The sequence below is a fragment of the Halomonas sp. 3D7M genome (assembly GCF_014897885.1).
In the GTDB taxonomy this organism is placed as follows: domain Bacteria; phylum Pseudomonadota; class Gammaproteobacteria; order Pseudomonadales; family Halomonadaceae; genus Vreelandella.
Genome location: NZ_JABUZF010000182.1, coordinates 30,880 through 47,838 on the forward strand (window position 1 = coordinate 30,880; position 16,959 = coordinate 47,838).

The 16,959-nt window shown below is 49.9% G+C and carries 13 protein-coding genes; 10 read left to right on the top strand and 3 right to left on the bottom strand.

All coding sequences use genetic code 11. The features are described 5' to 3' along the window. The 10 genes from INT22_RS10460 to INT22_RS10505 form a co-directional block, all read left to right on the top strand. Window positions 1-2,838 (top strand): class I SAM-dependent methyltransferase (locus tag INT22_RS10460; RefSeq protein ID WP_193068191.1); only part of this gene is annotated, 2,838 nt, incomplete at its 5' end. Then, window positions 2,831-3,892, top strand: coding sequence for an NAD-dependent epimerase/dehydratase family protein (locus INT22_RS10465; protein ID WP_193060398.1), 1,062 nt, complete (start codon window positions 2,831-2,833; stop codon window positions 3,890-3,892). The genes INT22_RS10460 and INT22_RS10465, both read left to right, overlap by 8 nt. Then, the gene (locus tag INT22_RS10470; protein WP_193060397.1) at window positions 3,889-5,046 is read left to right on the top strand and encodes a Gfo/Idh/MocA family oxidoreductase; all 1,158 of its coding nucleotides are present in this window, start codon (window positions 3,889-3,891) and stop codon (window positions 5,044-5,046) included. Before INT22_RS10465 ends, INT22_RS10470 begins: the two co-directional genes overlap by 4 nt. Continuing rightward, the gene (locus tag INT22_RS10475) at window positions 5,039-5,779 is read left to right on the top strand and encodes a thioesterase II family protein (RefSeq protein ID WP_193060396.1); all 741 of its coding nucleotides are present in this window, start codon (window positions 5,039-5,041) and stop codon (window positions 5,777-5,779) included. Before INT22_RS10470 ends, INT22_RS10475 begins: the two co-directional genes overlap by 8 nt. 29 nt (window positions 5,780-5,808) lie before the next feature. Then, window positions 5,809-7,602, top strand: coding sequence for an ABC transporter ATP-binding protein (locus tag INT22_RS10480; RefSeq protein WP_226912594.1), 1,794 nt, complete (start codon window positions 5,809-5,811; stop codon window positions 7,600-7,602). Then, window positions 7,596-9,347: an ABC transporter ATP-binding protein gene (locus INT22_RS10485; protein WP_193060395.1), complete on the top strand. Its 1,752-nt coding sequence runs from the start codon at window positions 7,596-7,598 to the stop codon at window positions 9,345-9,347. The genes INT22_RS10480 and INT22_RS10485 overlap by 7 nt, the downstream gene beginning before the upstream one ends. A 40-nt stretch (window positions 9,348-9,387) precedes the next feature. Then, complete coding sequence (locus INT22_RS10490; RefSeq protein WP_226912599.1) at window positions 9,388-10,656, top strand: MFS transporter; 1,269 nt, start codon at window positions 9,388-9,390, stop codon at window positions 10,654-10,656. A gap of 305 nt (window positions 10,657-10,961) precedes the next feature. After that, the gene (locus INT22_RS10495; protein ID WP_193060393.1) at window positions 10,962-13,016 is read left to right on the top strand and encodes a TonB-dependent receptor; all 2,055 of its coding nucleotides are present in this window, start codon (window positions 10,962-10,964) and stop codon (window positions 13,014-13,016) included. Window positions 13,017-13,162: 146 nt separating this feature from the next. Next, window positions 13,163-13,867 carry a 4'-phosphopantetheinyl transferase family protein gene (locus tag INT22_RS10500; RefSeq protein WP_193060392.1) on the top strand — a complete coding sequence of 235 codons (705 nt, stop codon included), beginning with the start codon at window positions 13,163-13,165 and terminating at the stop codon, window positions 13,865-13,867. A gap of 222 nt (window positions 13,868-14,089) precedes the next feature. Next, on the top strand, window positions 14,090-14,890 hold the full coding sequence (locus tag INT22_RS10505; protein ID WP_226912595.1) for a hypothetical protein: 801 nt from the start codon (window positions 14,090-14,092) through the stop codon (window positions 14,888-14,890). A 52-nt stretch (window positions 14,891-14,942) separates the two neighbouring features. On the opposite strand, the gene INT22_RS22105 is transcribed toward INT22_RS10505, so the two are convergent. From INT22_RS22105 to tnpC, 3 genes are all read right to left on the bottom strand, one after another. Next, window positions 14,943-15,158, bottom strand: a complete 216-nt coding sequence (locus INT22_RS22105) for a hypothetical protein (RefSeq protein ID WP_328515357.1) — start codon at window positions 15,156-15,158, stop codon at window positions 14,943-14,945. Between the two features lie 75 nt (window positions 15,159-15,233). Further along, the gene (locus tag INT22_RS10515; protein WP_004578758.1) at window positions 15,234-15,503 is read right to left on the bottom strand and encodes a hypothetical protein; all 270 of its coding nucleotides are present in this window, start codon (window positions 15,501-15,503) and stop codon (window positions 15,234-15,236) included. After that, a partial coding sequence (gene tnpC / locus INT22_RS10520; protein WP_226912596.1) for an IS66 family transposase occupies window positions 15,493-16,959 on the bottom strand: 1,467 nt, incomplete at its 5' end. The genes tnpC and INT22_RS10515, both read right to left, overlap by 11 nt.

The window sequence follows — 16,959 nt, forward strand, 5'->3', positions numbered from 1 at the left end:
GATCAAGAGAAGACTCAGCATCATTTCTTTTCTGATGAAGAGAGCGGTCTGCGCTGGTATCGCACTGGTGACCGGGGTTATTACCGGGATGATGGTGTGCTGGTATTTGTCGGTCGTAATGATCACCAGATTAAAATTCGCGGTCACCGAATTGAACTGGGAGAGATCGAATCGGCGCTGGAACAGCAACCGAGTGTTTCGCAGGCGGTGGTGATTGCCCGAGGTGAAAAGCACCAGCGCTATCTGCAGGCGTATGTGCAGCCCGGCGTTGCGGCGCAGCCGGATCAGTTTCAACAATTGTCCGGCCAGTTCAGCCAGACTCGGCAGCACCTTGACGAACTGGCCGGCCGCATTCGTCAGGCAACAGACCTGGCAGCTGTTGAAGATTTTGTCTGTCACCTGGATCAGGTTGCACTCCTGCACATGAATCAGGCGCTTCAGGAAAGTGGCGGGTTGGCGCAGGGAGAGTCAAAAACCTTACCTCAAGTAATGTCTGAGGGGAACTATGCGGCGCGCCATGAGCCTTTGCTCAGTCGCTGGATGATGGCTTTGCAGGCACACGGGCTGGCGACTCAGACGCGGGGGCGTTATCGGCTTACCCGAGGCGTAGACGCTGCAGAAATCGAGCGTTGTTGGCAGGGTTGTTATCAGGCGCTTGAACGGCTTGGCGGGGATAAAGGTCTGGTCGGCTACCTGGAGCGGAGCAGTCAGTGCCTGCCGGAACTGCTTCGGGACACTGCAGACCCTCTGGATCTGTTGTTCCCGGAAGGGAATCTGGATGTTGCAACAGCCGCCTATCAGAACAATCTGCTCAGCGTCATGATGAATAGAATGTTGGTTACGGCGACATTGGAGAAAGTTGCGCATCTTGGAGAAGTGCAACGTCCGATCCGTATTCTGGAAATCGGTGCCGGTGTCGGGGGAACCAGTAATGAGCTGATCCCGGCGCTGGCGGGTAAACCGGTCGAATATACTTTTACCGACGTCTCGCCGTTTTTCCTCAATGCAGCCAGAGAGCGTTATGAGGACTATGACTTCATTCGCTATCGACTGTATGACTTCAATCGACCAGCGCTGGCACAGGGTCTGGACTGTGGTCAGTTCGATATAATTGTGTCCTCGAATGTGCTGCACAATGCGGTGGTAGCCCGTGAGGGACTGCATCACCTGCGTGAACTACTGTCTCCTGGTGGCTGGTTGCTGGTTATTGAAGCGACCCGCGACAATTATCAGCTGATGACTTCGATGGAATTCAAACACGGCCTGACAGAACATCAGGATGAGCGTTTGGAACTGAACTCGCCATTTATGCCGCAGGAGCGTTGGTTACAGGCGATACGGGATGTTGGCGGTGATTGCGTGTATGCCTTTCCGGATCCGCGGGAGGTGCTGCATCAGCTCGGACAGAGTTTCATGATGGCGCAGTTTAATAGCGGTAAGGCGCGCTGCGATAAAGCCGTGCTGACCGAAATGCTGGCGACCCGATTACCTGAACACATGCTGCCGGGGCAGTTGGCGATCATGGGCAGCCTGCCGTTGACGGCCAACGGGAAACTGGACCGCAGTGTTCTACCCGAAATAATGGTGGAAGAGCATGAAAGCACACTGAAAACGACAGAACAGCTGGATTCTTTGGCGCTGACGTTGCTGACGACCTGCCGGGAAATTATTGGCAATCCGGCTATGTCTGCCAGTGATGACTTTTTCAGTGCCGGTGGGGATTCTCTGCTGATTACACAATGGGTCAGCCGGATCAGGAAAGAGTTGGGTGAAGATCGGGTTCCATGGGAAGGTACTTTGCGCCAGGTATTGCTTACACCGACAGTGCTTGCACTGGCCGAGTTCTTACGTCAGCAGACTGCGATGGGAAATGCCTCGGACTCCGATGCAACGCAAAAACCCTCACTGCAGTCTCCCATGCAACTGCTGAAAGCGGGATCGGGAGATCCGGTGATAGTCATTCATGATGGCAGCGGAACCGTGATGCCTTGCCTTAACTTGATCGAACAGCTGAAAGCGCCGGTCTACGGTGTCAGTGTGACGGATCATCAGCATTATCTGGCCCTGCCGCAAGAGACGCTGATTGTCGATCTTGCGTATCAGTATAAAACGCTGATTGCGGAGCAGCTGGATCTAGAGCAATGCCACATTTTTGGTTTCTGTATGGGCGGTCTGATCGCCTTTGAACTGGTAAGGCAGTGTCTGGATGAGGGGATAACTGTCAGTTCGCTGACCATTGCCAGTAGTTATCAGATCCCTTATCTAGTCAATGACCCTATGATGACCGATTTGGCGCTGGCTAAAGAACTTGGTCTAGGAAACCCGTGGCCAGAACTTGAACTGGCAGAACTGGAGGAAACGTATCTGGCCGTTCTTGAGGATAAACCTTCGGCGGTTTGTCCTGCTGATGTAGTGGCTTGTGCCGGGCGGCTAGGTTATACAAAACTCGCGGAATCTTATCTGCCATACGCACAGTCTCCGGAGCATGAGCGGGTTGGGATGTTGCAACGTCTGCTTGAACAGCACCCGGAACCAGGCATGCGTAACTGGGATATTCGCAGTATGTACCCGGTGTTCCATCATAGTGTTCAGGCAGTGTCCCATTATCAGCCGGCTTTCTATTGCGGTGATCTGACATTTGCATGTCAGCAAGAGCCGACTTATCTGTTGCCGACGCTGAAAACCGACATGCTTGCCTTCTGGCAGGAGTTCGGCTTGGGGGAAATCGCGCACATCCCGCTGAGTGGTGATCATTTTACCTGTATGCAACATGGAGCGGTCGAACCTCTGGCTGAGGCTCTGAATCAGCGTGCAGCATGTGAGGTGCCACATGGCTGAAATTGCAGTTTTTGGTGGCATGGGTGAAGTCGGGAGCTATGTGGTTGAAGCGCTCAGAGCTTTGGGATATCACCCTGCGATTATCGGGCGCCAGCCTCGCCCCGAGGTAGCGAATTATCAACGGGCGGATCTGTTTGATGCCCGGCGGGTTGAGGAAATCTGCGCTTCCCACGATATGGTGATCAACGCTGCGGGTCCGGCGGCGGTGATTCGGGATCACGTCGCACGGATCGCCCTTCTGAAGGGGGTTCCCTACGTTGATGTAGGGGGTGAAGAAGATGTATTTACCTCTCTTGCTGAAAGACAGGGTCAGGCTTCATCCCCTTGTGTTTTGGGGGCCGGGTTTGTTCCTGGCTTCAGTTCGCTGCTGGCATACCTTGTCCGGAAGAAAATGCAGCGTGTGGATAAATTTGAACTGTATGTCGGTGGTATCGAAGTTTTCACCCCCACCTCCGCGAAAGATTTTCTTGCCAGCCTGAGTCAAAGGGAATCTTACAGCGGTTGTGGTGTGGTCGGTGGCCGGATCACTCGAATTGCCACCAGAGAAGGGGTGGCGCCGATACCAGGAGCCCCGGTCTTCTCGGCTTTACCTTATCTGAGTGCGGAACATCAGAGAGTCGCGCGGTCATTGTCATTCGATCACTATCGGGCCTATAACCTGATCGCCGATAAGCACTTGGTGCTTGCGGATCAGGGAGATCCGTCTGGCCGTTTGAATGCGCTGGTGGCGGCCAGTGAAGCGCTTACATCTCAGCATGGAACGCAACAGTACTGTGTGGTGCATGCCCGGGGCTGGCTGGCTGATCAGCCGGTCCGGTTTGAGCTGAACTGCCGGTTCGATAACGGCTACCGACTGACGGGCTGGGTGGCAGCCGTGACAGCCGACCAGTTGATCCGACGGAGCCGCCGGCAGCGCCCGAGCCTATGCTGGCTATCTGAAGCTGTCGAGATTGAATCCTTGCTGGAGCAACTGTCGCAGGCGAATCTTTTCCGTCATTGGGAAATGTCATTGACCCCGGATGAAGAGGTCGTGTTTGAGGAGGGAGTTTTATGACGACGAGACCTGTAAGCCAGGCGTCCACTAAAACCTATCGGGTGATTGTTTGCGGAACGTTATTCGGTCAGGTCTATCTGTCGGCCTTTCAGCGACATTTTCCTCAGTTTGAACTGTCGGGTATCCTCGCTCGTGGAAGTGAACGATCACAACTCCTGGCCGACCGGTACGGGGTTCCCCTGTATCAGAACGTAGAGCAGTTACCGGATGATATCGACATTGCCTGTGTGGTGGTGCGATCAGCCATTGTAGGCGGGCAGGGAAGTGAGCTTGCTACCTCGTTGCTGGCGCGGGGAATTCACGTCTTGCAGGAACACCCGGTTTACGAAAAAGATGTGGTGGAATGTCTAAAGCTGGCCAGAGAAAAGGGTTGCCAGTATCAGATTAATACCCATTATCCGACGGTGCCGGCAGTTCAGCATTTCATTGATTATTGTCAGGCCGCGAAGCAGAGCCAGCAACCCTTGTTTATTGAAGCCACCTGTGGTGTTCAGGTCATTTGTGGATTGCTGGATATACTCTCCCGTGCGCTGGGATGTGTTGCTCCCTATGAATTCTATGCCAGCCCCAGACTCCCTGCCTCCTTGCACCGTAAGGCCCGCTGTACGCCGCCGTACCAAGTGGTTCAAGGAATCTTTGCCGGGGTTCCGCTGACACTCAAGATCCAGAATCAGCTCGACCCGAATGATCCGGATAATCACTTTCATATCATGCATCGCATCACGATAGGTCTGCCAAGCGGGAACCTGATGCTAGTGAACACGCACGGTCCGGTGTTGTGGAACCGGACCTTCTATATCCCCCGCCATGAAACCCGGCAAGGTGTGCGGGAACTCGTCGACAAGCAGCAGGCTGGTGATTTTTATACGCCACCGCTCTGCGAAGTCATCTATCAGGGTAGCGCTTCACTGGAAGAAATTCTGGAGCGGCACTGGTCACAGGCGATTCGCAGTGCACTGCGTCAGTTTGCCTCCCAGATTGAGCAACCTTCGCCTAAAACTGCCCAGAGCCTTTTATCCCAAGCTGCAGTCTGGAAATCGCTGATGAGCTGTGTCGGGAATCCTGAAGTCATTCAGGCAGCCGCACCGGTCCGGACTCAGCCGGATATTCAGCAATGGTTAACGGCCTACGACCAAGGAGGGCAGTATGCATAAGCAACTGAGACTGGTTAAACCTGGAACGAGACGCCAGTTGATCTGTTTTCATTTTGCTGGCGGTAACGCCGAATATTTTCTGCCCTGGAAAAATCATCTTGATGCACAGACTGCGGTTTATGCGGTGCAACTGCCAGGTCGCGGTCAGAGGCTGGCGGAAGGGCTGAAGACCTGCCTACACCAGTGTGCGGATGAGGTGGTCGGCAGTTTGGCGATGTTACCTCAGCGGCCTACGTTTTTCTTTGGACACAGTATGGGGGCCACCCTGGCATTTGAAACGGCGCTACGGTGGGAAAAACGCGGCCAGTCACTGGAGCACTTATTTATTTCCGGTCGTATGCCTCCTGATCAGAACAGTGGAACGGATTACTACCGCCGAAGTGATCAGGAGTTGATTGAGAAGGTCTCAGCATTGGGTGGTACGGCATCAGATGTATTTGCGTGTCAGGCTTTAAGAGAGTTAGTGATGCCAATCTTGAGAGCAGATTTCGAGGCAATAGAAACCTATCAGCGCCGGAATTTCGACACGCTTTCCTGTCCGGTGAGTGCACTGTTGGGGCGGCGAGATACCGAGGTTAGGTCTGATGAAATTTGTCGTTGGGCTGAGGTGACGAGCGGGAGATTCGAGTTTCAGGGTTTTCAAGGTGGGCACTTTTATTTAAATGAGAAGAGTCATCATTTTTTTCAATATCTGAAAAATAAGATATCTGAATATGATAAGTGCGTTTATTGAGGCGGGATTTAATTTTCGAGGCTTTTAAATTGAAAAATCAAACGGTTGAATGGTTTGTGGAGCTGGTTGGTAGCCAGAAGCGTCGGTTAATCGTTTCTATGATTTTGGCTGTGATTTATGCTTTGTTGACTATCGTTCCTTATCTGATTATCTATCAAATGATCGATGGTTTTGTAAATGGCACTATAACTGGAACAAAAGAAGTGTGGTACTGGGTGTTGGCTGCCGGAAGCGCACTGGTTGCAAAGATGGCATTTCAACTATTATCCGGATTATTGTCACATAAAGCGGCTTTTCAGTTGTTGTTTGAACTCCGGCAAAAGCTGGTGGATAGTGTTGGCCGATTAACCTTGGGTGAAAGTAATAAGCAAGCTTCAGCGACGGTAAAAAAAATTATTGCCGATGATGTAGATAAAGTAGAAACATTTATAGCGCACCATATGCCCGATATGGCCGCAGCAATTGTGATGCCCATAGTTGCGACGCTTGCTTTGTTTTATATTGACTGGCGTCTGGCTTTGCTGGCTATTCTGCCTCTTCCGATTGCAATTTTCCTGCAAGTGAAGATGTTTAAAGGGTTTAATCAGCGGGTTGAACGTTATTATCAAGTGGTTGGTGATCTGCATATCTGTATTGTCGACTTTGTTAAATCGATTCAGGTAGTAAAAGCCTTCAATATAAAGGTGAGCTCCTATCAGAAATACCGCCAGGCCGTTGCAGCTCACCATGAACTGGTCACCAACTGGTTGCTGGATACTAAAACCCCGGCTGCGCTGTTTAAGTTATCGCTTGAACTCGGCTTCATATTTATACTTCCGGTCAGCGTATGGCTTCATGCAGAGGGTAGTCTGAGCTTGCCAACCTTGTTCGTTTTTATGCTGCTTGGAGTAGGGTTAATGCAGCCTTTATATAACCTGGTTGAATTTGGGGGCATGTTCAGCGAAATGTTGAAAGGGGTCGAGTCGATCCAGCGTTTCTGTACCCATAAACCGCAGCAGGAAGGTGACTCACTTCAGGCTGTAGTCAGCACAGATATTTGTTTTGATCAGGTGAGCTTTACCCATGATGGAGCCACGGACAAGACGTTGGATGAAGTCTCGTTTGTCGCCGAACAAGGCAGGATTACAGCAATCGTAGGCCCTTCTGGTGCTGGTAAAACTACAATTGCACAGTTGATCCCACGCTTTTTTGATAACCAGAGCGGAAGCATCCGGATTGGTGGTGTTCCGGTCCAGCAGTTTCCTTTAAATCAATTGATGTCGTTGGTGAGTTTTGTTTTTCAGGATGTGTTTATTTTTGAACAGTCAATTGCCGACAATATTCGTATGGGTAACGAGGCGCTTTCTCTTGCCGAAGTAGAAAGTGCAGCAATAGCCGCCTGTGCCCATGAGTTCATTCAGGAAATGCCGGATGGGTATCAGACTATCGTTAAACAGGGGAGTTTAAGTGGAGGGCAGGCTCAGCGGATTGCGATAGCAAGAGCGCTGGCTAAAAACTCTCCTATCCTCATTTTGGACGAAGCCACAGCCTATGCCGATGCCCGGAATGAAGTCCGGATTCAGCAGGCGATTTCCCGTTTAATGCGTGGCAGAACAGTACTCGTGATTGCTCACCGGCTCAATACCCTGACTCAGGTCGATAAGATCGTTGTGATTCAGGACGGCAGGAATGTTTCACAAGGTACCCACACACAGTTGCTTGCAGAGTGCGAATTGTACCAAGCGATGTGGAATGCTCATCAACGAACCAAGCAGTGGCGGATGACAGAGAAACAACTGACGCAGCAAAGCGAATTGTATTTAGTGGGAAAAGAGACATGTTGAAAATCAAAACATTGAAACGACTGACGGGCTCTTCCTTAAAAGGCCTTAAGTTCACAATAGGTCTGACGGTACTGGACGCTTTTTTTGCCTCGGCTCCGTATGGGTTTCTCTACTATATTCTGCTGGATATGCTGTCAGCCAATCCCAGTCTTCAATATCAGCTCAGCCTGGTAATGTGGTGTGTGATCATGATGGTAGCGCGCGTATTCCTGGCACGTGCGATTCATCTGAAGATTAATTTGATTGGCTTTGCTGCCGGGCGCCAAATTCGGGAACGACTGGGTGAGCATCTCAGAAAAATGCCGATGGGTTTTTTTCAAAGCTCCGATTTCGGCAATATTAACAATAGATTACTAAAAGATGTCGATCTCATTGAGCGGATCTTTACCCATCTCTATGCGCCTATGATCGCAACGGCTTCAGTGCTGATCTTTTTTGCACTGGGGCTGACACTGAAAGACTGGCGTATGGGTCTTGCGATGATGTCGACGCTCCCTCTGGCGGTGGTGGCTTATTGGCTGACACGCAACTATGCCCGAAAGTGGCAAGATCATATGCAGGGGTTGATGCACCAGCTCAACGATGCGGTGATGGAGTATGTGGATGGGCTGAAAGAACTGAAGTCCCATCAGATGGTCGGCAGTATGTTTAAACGTCTGGACTCGGTTTTGAATCAGACTCGGCAGAAAGCAATGAAAGCCGAGGTTGCCGCGGTCTGGCCAGTATATAGCTTTAATTTCCTGGTTGAGGTCGGGTTTATCGTATTACTGGTGGCTGTGACCTGGGCCTGGTTAGGGGAATCGCTGACCCTGGCTGAAGTGCTGCTGTTTTTGATCGCTGCGACGCGTTTCTTCCGTCCGTTGCTGAATATGTCGATGTTTCTGGCCGAACTGAACTTCCTCAACCTGGCTGTTGGACGGGTTGATGAACTGATTGCACTGCCGCAGTTATGCGGTGGTTCGAAAAGACCGAAATTGCAGGACATGACGGTTCGAATGGAAGACGTGAGCTTTTCTTATCCCGGTTCGGCCACTGTGTTTCAGCACTTTAGCCTCACTCTTGAAAGCGGGAAAATTACTGCATTGGTTGGCCCGTCCGGATCAGGTAAATCAACGGCAGCCTCCCTGATCGCGCGTTTTTGGGAGTTGGATGAAGGAGCGATTTGGGTTGGTGATCTGCAAAACCCGGTGAAACTGACCGAGATGGATGAAGAGTACTGGCTGCAACATGTTAGTGTGGTTTTTCAGGCCAGTTATCTATTTAACGACACCATTGCAAATAATCTGCGGGTCGCCAGACCAGGCGCGAGTGACGATGAATTATGGCAGGCGCTGGAGATGGCAAAGCTGGCTGCACGTGTGCGGGCTATGCCTGATGGGATGGAGACAGAAATAGGGGCGGCTGGGGTACATTTATCCGGAGGTGAGCAGCAGCGCCTGTCGATCGCCAGGGCGATGCTTAAAGATGCTCCCTTTGTGATCCTGGATGAAGCAACTGCATCCCTGGACCCTGAAAATGAATATGAGATTCAGATGGCTATACAGGCTTTGATTCAAAAGAAAACGGTTCTCGTGATTGCCCATAAATTATCCACGATTCAGCATGCGGATCAGATTGTGGTTCTTGACCAAGGCAAAATTGTTGAACAGGGGCAGCATAGTGAGTTGTTGGCCAATCAGTCCTTGTACCACGAGTTATGGCATCTGCAGCATCAGTCCCAGAGCTGGGTGTTGGCTGCCGGGTAGACAGGCCATGGATGAATCACGAAAAGGTCGAAATATTGAGATGTATACACATGAACTATCCGGACAGCAGAAGCAGCTGTCGCCGTCTTCGGGCCCAGGTAAGAAACTGATAGTTATACTCTTCTGCTTATACCTGACTCAGGGATTGCCCATGGGACTGGTATTTCATGCGGTCCCCACGTTGTTGAGATCTTCACAGTTGTCATTGGAAATGACGGCTATGGTCCCGTTGGCAGGTCTCTTCTGGGCACTGAAATTTTTATGGAGCCCCTTTGTTGATAACCACTGTATTGCTCGCATTGGCTATAGAAAGTCGTGGATCATTCCAATGCAGTTACTCATGGCGGGATCGATTTATTGTTTATCCTTCATTGAGATTGATGAAGCATCGCTATTCAGCCTGATGATATTTCTGGCAATCATGTCTTTTGCCGGCTCTACACAGGATATCGCCACGGATGGATTTGCGGCCGAGAATAGTCAATCCGACTACCTGGGGCTAATCAATACCATTCAGATGTCGGGAATATTGGTGGGTTTGTTGGTTGCCGGGCCGCTGGCATTGGTATTGTTTGAATATCTCGGTTATCACCACACCTATATAGCCTTGTCTGTTCTGGTGCTCCTGTCGTTATTACCGGTCTTGTTTTGGTCAGAAAAGGTTCGGGTGGGGCAGAGGCATCGAGCCGAAAAAGCGTCGCTCAGACTGTTTTTTCGTACACCGCTTGCAACATCGAGTCTGGTTTTATGTTCTCTGGTCACGGTTTACGGGGTGGTGATTCTGGCCATTTCGAGATTTATCCTGGTAGACGGGGGGTGGTCGATGACAGAGATAGGTACGCTTACTGGCGTGGCCCATTTGATGATGATGTTAGTTGGTTGTCTATTTGCGAGTGTGGTTATTCAATGGCGGGGATATCGCTTTACACTGGCAGCAGGACTGGTGATGGTCCTTTTCGGCGGAGGGTTGTGGCTTTGTTTGGCTCAGGCGTTGATTTCTGCGAATTGGTTTGTCTGGATGAGTGCGCTGGTTGTAGGTCTGGGGATGGGGTTGGTGGCGGTCAGCACCTATACCTACACAATGCGTTTTTCGCAGAGAACACCGCAGCCAGGGACGAACATCGCTATTTTTCAAAGCACTCAGACTTTGTGTGAAATTGTATTTTCATCGATTGCTACTTATGTTGCCGGCAGCCTGGGTTACAGCGTTGTTTTTGTTGCTGGGTCCTGTCTTGCGCTGCTGTGCCTGGTCGCGTTATTCAAGCTTCGTTATTACGCGCACTTTAATCAGCAATTAATGCCCGCTTAATTTGCGGGCCCCCAGCGCTGAATCTATCAGGGCTGGTTTCTTTTCTGTTTGTTTTTTTATCCAGCGTTCATCTGTTCCAAAAAAATCTCAATGATAATCAATCGCATTATTGATTTTGCATGACTGATTTGCAATACTGTGTTGCAAATTGGTTGTCTGGCGCTTTAAGAGTCCAGATTCGCGATTTCTTTGACACAAATTAATGCTTTCATCCCAACCAGTGCATAGCTGTTTTGTGCTCTGAATTCTTTATTCGGAGTCCCGCTTATTTTGATTTTTATCTTAATAGTATGAGGAATATAAGAATGTCTTCACGTTGGAAAAAAATCCCTCCCGTTTCTTTGGTCGCGGTTTTTATATCGGCTTCTTGTTATGCAGAGGAGGCGGAAAACCAGGTTTTCGAGATCGAACCTATCGTTGTGACCGCACAAAAAGTTGAGCAAGGATCTCAGGATGTTCCAGTAAGCCTGTCTGTTTTTTCTGAAAAAGAATTAGAAAAAAGAAATATCAGTGACACTTACGACCTGGTCAATAAGACTCCGAATTTAAGTATGATTAAATCCGGCAACCCTTCCGATGCCAGTTTTTTGTCCTTGCGAGGAATTACACCAACAATGGAAGGGTCGCAGACAGTATTGTTTCTGGTTGATGGCGTTCCCTATCTGACTTTTGATACAGATATTTTTGATGCAGAGCGCGTTGAGGTATTACGGGGACCGCAAGGTACTCTGTATGGTAAAAATGCCTCCTCTGGCGTTATCAATGTCATAACTAATGCCCCTGAATTTCGAAAAGAAGGAAGCGTTGGGCTCGGGGTTGGTAATTACGGCGAACTCAAAACGACTCTGATTTCCAATGATGCAATCAATAATGAACTGGCATATCGGGCGGCATTTCAGTTTGATAAGAATGACGGATATTTCACGCGCTCTACGGATGGCAATGATGAACTCGATGATGTGAATAATTTAAATGGACGCGTGAAACTTAGATGGAGTCCATTAGACTCAAGATGGGACATGATTACGACCATCCAGGGCCAGAAGCAGCGTAACGGAAACAATTCATTTGCATCGTTAAGTCAAATAAAATCCGACTCTCATAAAGTCTATTCGGACACAGACGGGTATAATGATGTTGATGTGTATACAGGATCGGTACGGGTCAGTCGACAAGGTAATAACGTTGATTTTACATCGACTACTGCGTATACATACGAAAATAAAGATAGCGAGCAGGATCTGGATTTTACCCCTCTTCCGGAATATCAAACTGTTTTAGATGTGATTTCAAAGCAGAAGCGATTTACGCAGGAGTTCCGTTTTAATTCAAAGCAGGATCAGGCATTGAGATGGCTGACTGGTATCTACTTTGAAAACGAAGATTCAATAAATGATATTGATTATTACTATATGGAGTACCCAATGGGTGACTCCTATTCAGATATGGAGTCACTAAACTACGCTGTATTCGGTAACGTCAGCTATCTTATAAGTGATCAATGGGAATTCGTTTCTGGTCTGCGTTATGACCGCTCAGAACTGGATTTCGATTATGCCAGTGGCGCGATGTCCGCTCAGTATACCAATTCTTACACGAAACTTCTGCCAAAAGTGGGCGTAAACTATTATGCAGGTGAAAATGTCATGGTTTACACCTCGGTTTCTGAAGGCTATAAGAGTGGTAGTTTTAACCCATTGGTACCAAGTGGAGTGGCGCCTGCCTATGATCCGGAATATACCATGAATTACGAATTGGGTATGAAGAGTCAGTGGTTGGATGGCCGCCTGACAGTCAATGGCGCCCTGTTCTGGATTGACTGGAAGGATCAGCAGGTTGAGCAGCAGCAATATCCTTATTCATATACCGATAATGCGGGTAAGACTGTCAGTCGTGGCGTTGAATTGGACGTTAGTTGGATGGCAACTTCTGATTTAAAGCTTTTCGCCAACGGCGGATATAATGATGCTCATTTCGATGATTACAATGTGTCTCGGTATGATGGTAGTGGTAATTATGTAGGAGATTATGATTATTCCGATAAAAGTCCGGCGAACACACCTGGTTATACTTATACGCTGGGCGCTGACTATACGTTTATGAATAATTATTTTGTAAATTTTGATTATAGCGTTATAGGAAAAATGTATTTTGATAATGAAAACACAGAAAGTCAGTCAGATTTTGGTGTGTTTAATGTTCGGACTGGTTATGCAGACAGTAGATATGAAGCTTCGCTGTGGGCTAAGAATCTTTTTGATGAAGAATATGTTACTCGTGCATTTGTCATGAACGATAATTGGTATGGCCGCTCCGGCGATCCAATGACTATGGGAGTTGATTTCAAAGTCAAGTGGTAGGTTCGTATATAGTTTTTGTTTTTTCGGTTGTATGTTTTTTGCGATAACATTAAATGTTTTCCGGGTAGGCATATTGGATATCTAGCCAGTATGTGTGCCTGGATTTTTTATTTGTATATCGTTTTTTTATTTTAAGGGTGTCGCTGGTGCCTAGATCGAGTGAATGTTTTATTGGTAAGTCTGAAGTTTTACATTTGGGAGGTGAGTTTATTTATGTTCGTTATTTTGATGTAATTAATTTTATTGAAAATGATATTTATCCATATGATATATTTTTGCCTTTGCAGCTAAATGCAGCGGCGGTCAAGCGTAAGGCTGAATTCATCGCCGGTAGAGTTGTAGCTTGTGATGCTATATGTGCGTTAGAAGAAAAACCGGTCCAACTCGATATTGGTGGAAATCGTGAGCCAATTTGGCCGAAAGGTTTTGTTGGTTCAATTTCCCACAATGATAAGTGTGCGGTTGCCGTTGCAAAGTATAGGGAGCCGGTGTTGCTAGGTGTAGATGTTGAAAATTGGATGTCTCAAGAGCAAAGTGTAGATTTGTCAGGAATTATTGCAGGGAGAGCAGAGGTTTCATTGTTGAAAAGTTTATCACTTTCTTATTCGCAGGGGCTGACGATTTTATTTTCGGGTAAAGAAAGTTTATTTAAAGCTATTTATCCGGTATCGCATCGATACTTTGAGTTTTCTGACTCAAAGGTGGTTTTTTGGAATGAGAAGTATAATTATTTTGTTGTTGAATTGTCATCCAGTGTTTTAGATATTTTGAGGCGGAATTTGGTGTTTAAAATTTTCTATAATTGTGAGCCAGGGCAGGTTTTTACATTGGCCATTTCTATAGTTGATTAGAATATTTTTTAATATACGTTAATGCTAGTGGTGTACTAATCGTCGTAGTCAAGATTCTGCCAGAACCTGATATTATTCAGATGGCCCCCGGTTTCTGGCCCTTCCGTGTACGTTCAGGGATATGTGGGCATTGCAATGATGCTGCAAGCGCTCCAACATACCTGCGTCAACCAGTCACGTCGCTGTATGGTAAGCAATCAAAGTACACCAGATGGAGTTTTCGTGATTCCGTGTCAAAAACAACTGCCCATGATTCTGGCTTTTGGCTGGATGTCGGTTGCCAGCGCTGATGAAGATTGTCTGGCGTCAGCCCAGACGGACCTGGAACGTATTTACTGTGAGGTTGTGGCGCGTGGTGGTGCGGGCCTGCCTTCTATGATGGATTTCAGGCGTAATGATTCAAGGGTGCAGGCGCTCTTGTTGCGTCAGCCGGCTAGGAGTCTGGGGCTGACATTGCCTGAGGTTTCCTCCATTCCTGAACCAGAGGTGGCCAGGCAAACAGAGGAGCCCGCGAAAGAATCCGGCTCTGAGCTTGCGATTACCCGAGTGTTGGCGGGTTGCCAGTTGCAGGAAGAACTCATTCAGTGTCCGGGCCTGGCCTATGAACTGGCAGCTAATCGTTCACTGGAAACATTGGACGACGGCGTTCTGGAACCGGGTAATCGCCTTGGAATAGTGCCTTTCGATGGTGAGCGTAATGATGATGAAGCCGTACGAACCTATCTTTCGGCCGCCTATGATCGTTACATTCCCCAAATGCTGGCCATTGGCCTTGGCGCGAATACCATGAGCTTTACGGCGTTTCACAACGCCTTTCATACCCTGGAAAGCGGCGGCGTGGATTTTTCCGAGCGCATGGAAAAGACCTACGAGCTGCTCAAACAGGATCGAAAAACTCTGGGCTTGAAGACCCGTTATCACAATGAGTTGCCAGAAAGCCTGTCTCTGTGTGAAACCATCAATCGCGACGTTATTGTGTGCGACAACGTTAGGACCAACTGGGTTTTTGTCCGGGCGGATTAATAGTCCCTGAGCAGTTCTATAACGTTGTGGAGATTTCGATGAACGGTTTGCCTTACACCATCCGGTAGCGCCGTTCCGGCCTGCCAATGCTGCCATAGCTGACTTCGGCCACTAGCGTGCCGGTGCCGGTCATGTATTCCAGGTAGCGTCTTGCGGTAGTGCGCGATGCACCCATGGCGGCGCCCACTTCCTCTGCACTCCAGGGCTTGCCGTCGGCAATTAACTCCCGGATCTTGTCCAGAGTAATGACATCAATGCCCTTTGGCAGCCGGTGATGGCTGTCGTTGGCTGTGTCGCCAGCGCTGCGTGGGAGCGTAAGCGTTCATTCCACGACGTAGTTGACCTACTTCACGTCACGCAGAGGCCTAAGTAACTCCGGCGAGACCTTGTACTGTTTCCTGCCATCCTCACCCAGCACGATCACACTCTTGCGATTGATTTTGGTGACGATCCCCAACACCGGTCCTTCTCGGCCTTCGAAGGTCACTTTCAGGCCAACCCGCAATTGACTCAAGGCATGCAGGGTTTCTTGTTCTTGCAGTTCATCAATTCGCTGGCAGATGGTCTGGTTCAGTTCCAGCAACTGGTCGATGGTCATGTCCTCAATGCGCACGGACGTTGGCCTCCGGCTGTTTGTTCTGTCGGTCAGGGTGGCGTGGGTCGATCAGCGCCCGTAGCGGATTGTCGGCGAACCGGGTTTTCCAGAGTCGGGGCGTCAGGTCGCTGACTTCACGGGCCGGGTGCTGGCTGATACGTTGCAGCACGTCCACCAGATACGTGTACGGGGTAATATCGTGCAGCTTGCAGGTGCTGATCAGGCTCTGGATGATACCCAGGTGCTCCGCCCCCAGTTCGGTCCAGCAGAACATCCAGTTTTTCTTGCCCATTGGGATGGGGCGTAGTGCCCGTTCCAGGTGGTTGGTGTCTGGCTGCACATCCGGGTCTTCCAGGAACACGGTCAGGCTCGCTTCACGGCTGAGCACGTAGTTCAGGGCTTTGGTCAGCGAATCGCTGGGCACGAGGCCGCCTTGCGCCAACTGATCCCGGCACCACTGGAAGAAGTCGCTGACCACCGGTTTCGAGTGATCCAACCGGTACTGGCGTTTCTTCTCGCCAGTCAGCCCCTGGGTTTTGATGGCCTCTTCATTCCGGTACACCGTGGCGATCTGTTGCAGCGCGTCGGTGACTATCTCCGGATGATCCTTCTGCGCCTCGATAAAGTAACGGCGACTGTGCACCCAGCATTGGGCATGGGTGACGTTTTCCTGGGCGGCAGCGTAGCGGGCATAGGCCGCATAGCCGTCACTGATCAGGGTGCCGCTGAACGATTCGCTGAGTACTTCTTCGATATGGGCACGCCCACGGCTGTTAGAGTAAGTGAACACCACCTCGTCGGCATCGCCATACAGCGGCCAGAACCAGCCGGATTTCATCTTGCCCTTTTGGGGGCCGGCCCGGCCCTGATGACCGGCCTTGATGGGCGTTTCGTCCATGGCCAGTACCCGACTGCGCAGTACGTTGTCGGTCTGGGCATCCACAATGGGGCGCAGCAGGTTGATGGCACGCTTGACCAGATTGGTCAGAGTGCTGCGACTGACGGTGATACCGGCCTGTTGGATACGCTGGTGCTGGCGATACAGCGGCAGATGGAACTGGAATTTGTCCACCAGCAACCCGGCCAGCAGGCTGACGTCGGCCAGGCTGTTGTCCAGCACGTTGAACGGAGCCGGTGTCGTGATGAGCTTCTCGGTGCCCTTGCGCCGGAACACCGGGCGTTCGCACTTAAGCACCACATAACTGGAGGCACGCTGGGCCAGCCGGTAGGTGGTCTTGCTACCGATCACTTCGTACTGGTCAGCCTCCGGCCCGGTCAGTTCCGGTGGCAGGTGTTCAATGACCTCCACCGGCACATCGGCGGTGAAGCGCAGGCCGGTGTCGTTCAGGCAGTCGTCGTCCCGCTGCTTCTTACCGGTACCACGCTGATAGGCTTTAACCGTGCGCTTTTTCTCTTCCGGTGGGTTCTCCGGAACCGGTGCATCGCCTTCCTGGAACAGGCTGTTCTGGCCCGG

What these genes read in the sequence shown, in the direction of transcription:
- INT22_RS10485 (WP_193060395.1), top strand. Translation starts at nt 7,596, where the DNA reads ATGTTGAAAATCAAAACATTGAAACGACTGACGGGCTCTTCCTTAAAA.
- INT22_RS10495 (WP_193060393.1), top strand. Translation starts at nt 10,962, where the DNA reads ATGTCTTCACGTTGGAAAAAAATCCCTCCCGTTTCTTTGGTCGCGGTT.
- INT22_RS10490 (WP_226912599.1), top strand. Translation starts at nt 9,388, where the DNA reads ATGTATACACATGAACTATCCGGACAGCAGAAGCAGCTGTCGCCGTCT.
- INT22_RS10470 (WP_193060397.1), top strand. Translation starts at nt 3,889, where the DNA reads ATGACGACGAGACCTGTAAGCCAGGCGTCCACTAAAACCTATCGGGTG.
- INT22_RS10475 (WP_193060396.1), top strand. Translation starts at nt 5,039, where the DNA reads ATGCATAAGCAACTGAGACTGGTTAAACCTGGAACGAGACGCCAGTTG.
- INT22_RS10465 (WP_193060398.1), top strand. Translation starts at nt 2,831, where the DNA reads ATGGCTGAAATTGCAGTTTTTGGTGGCATGGGTGAAGTCGGGAGCTAT.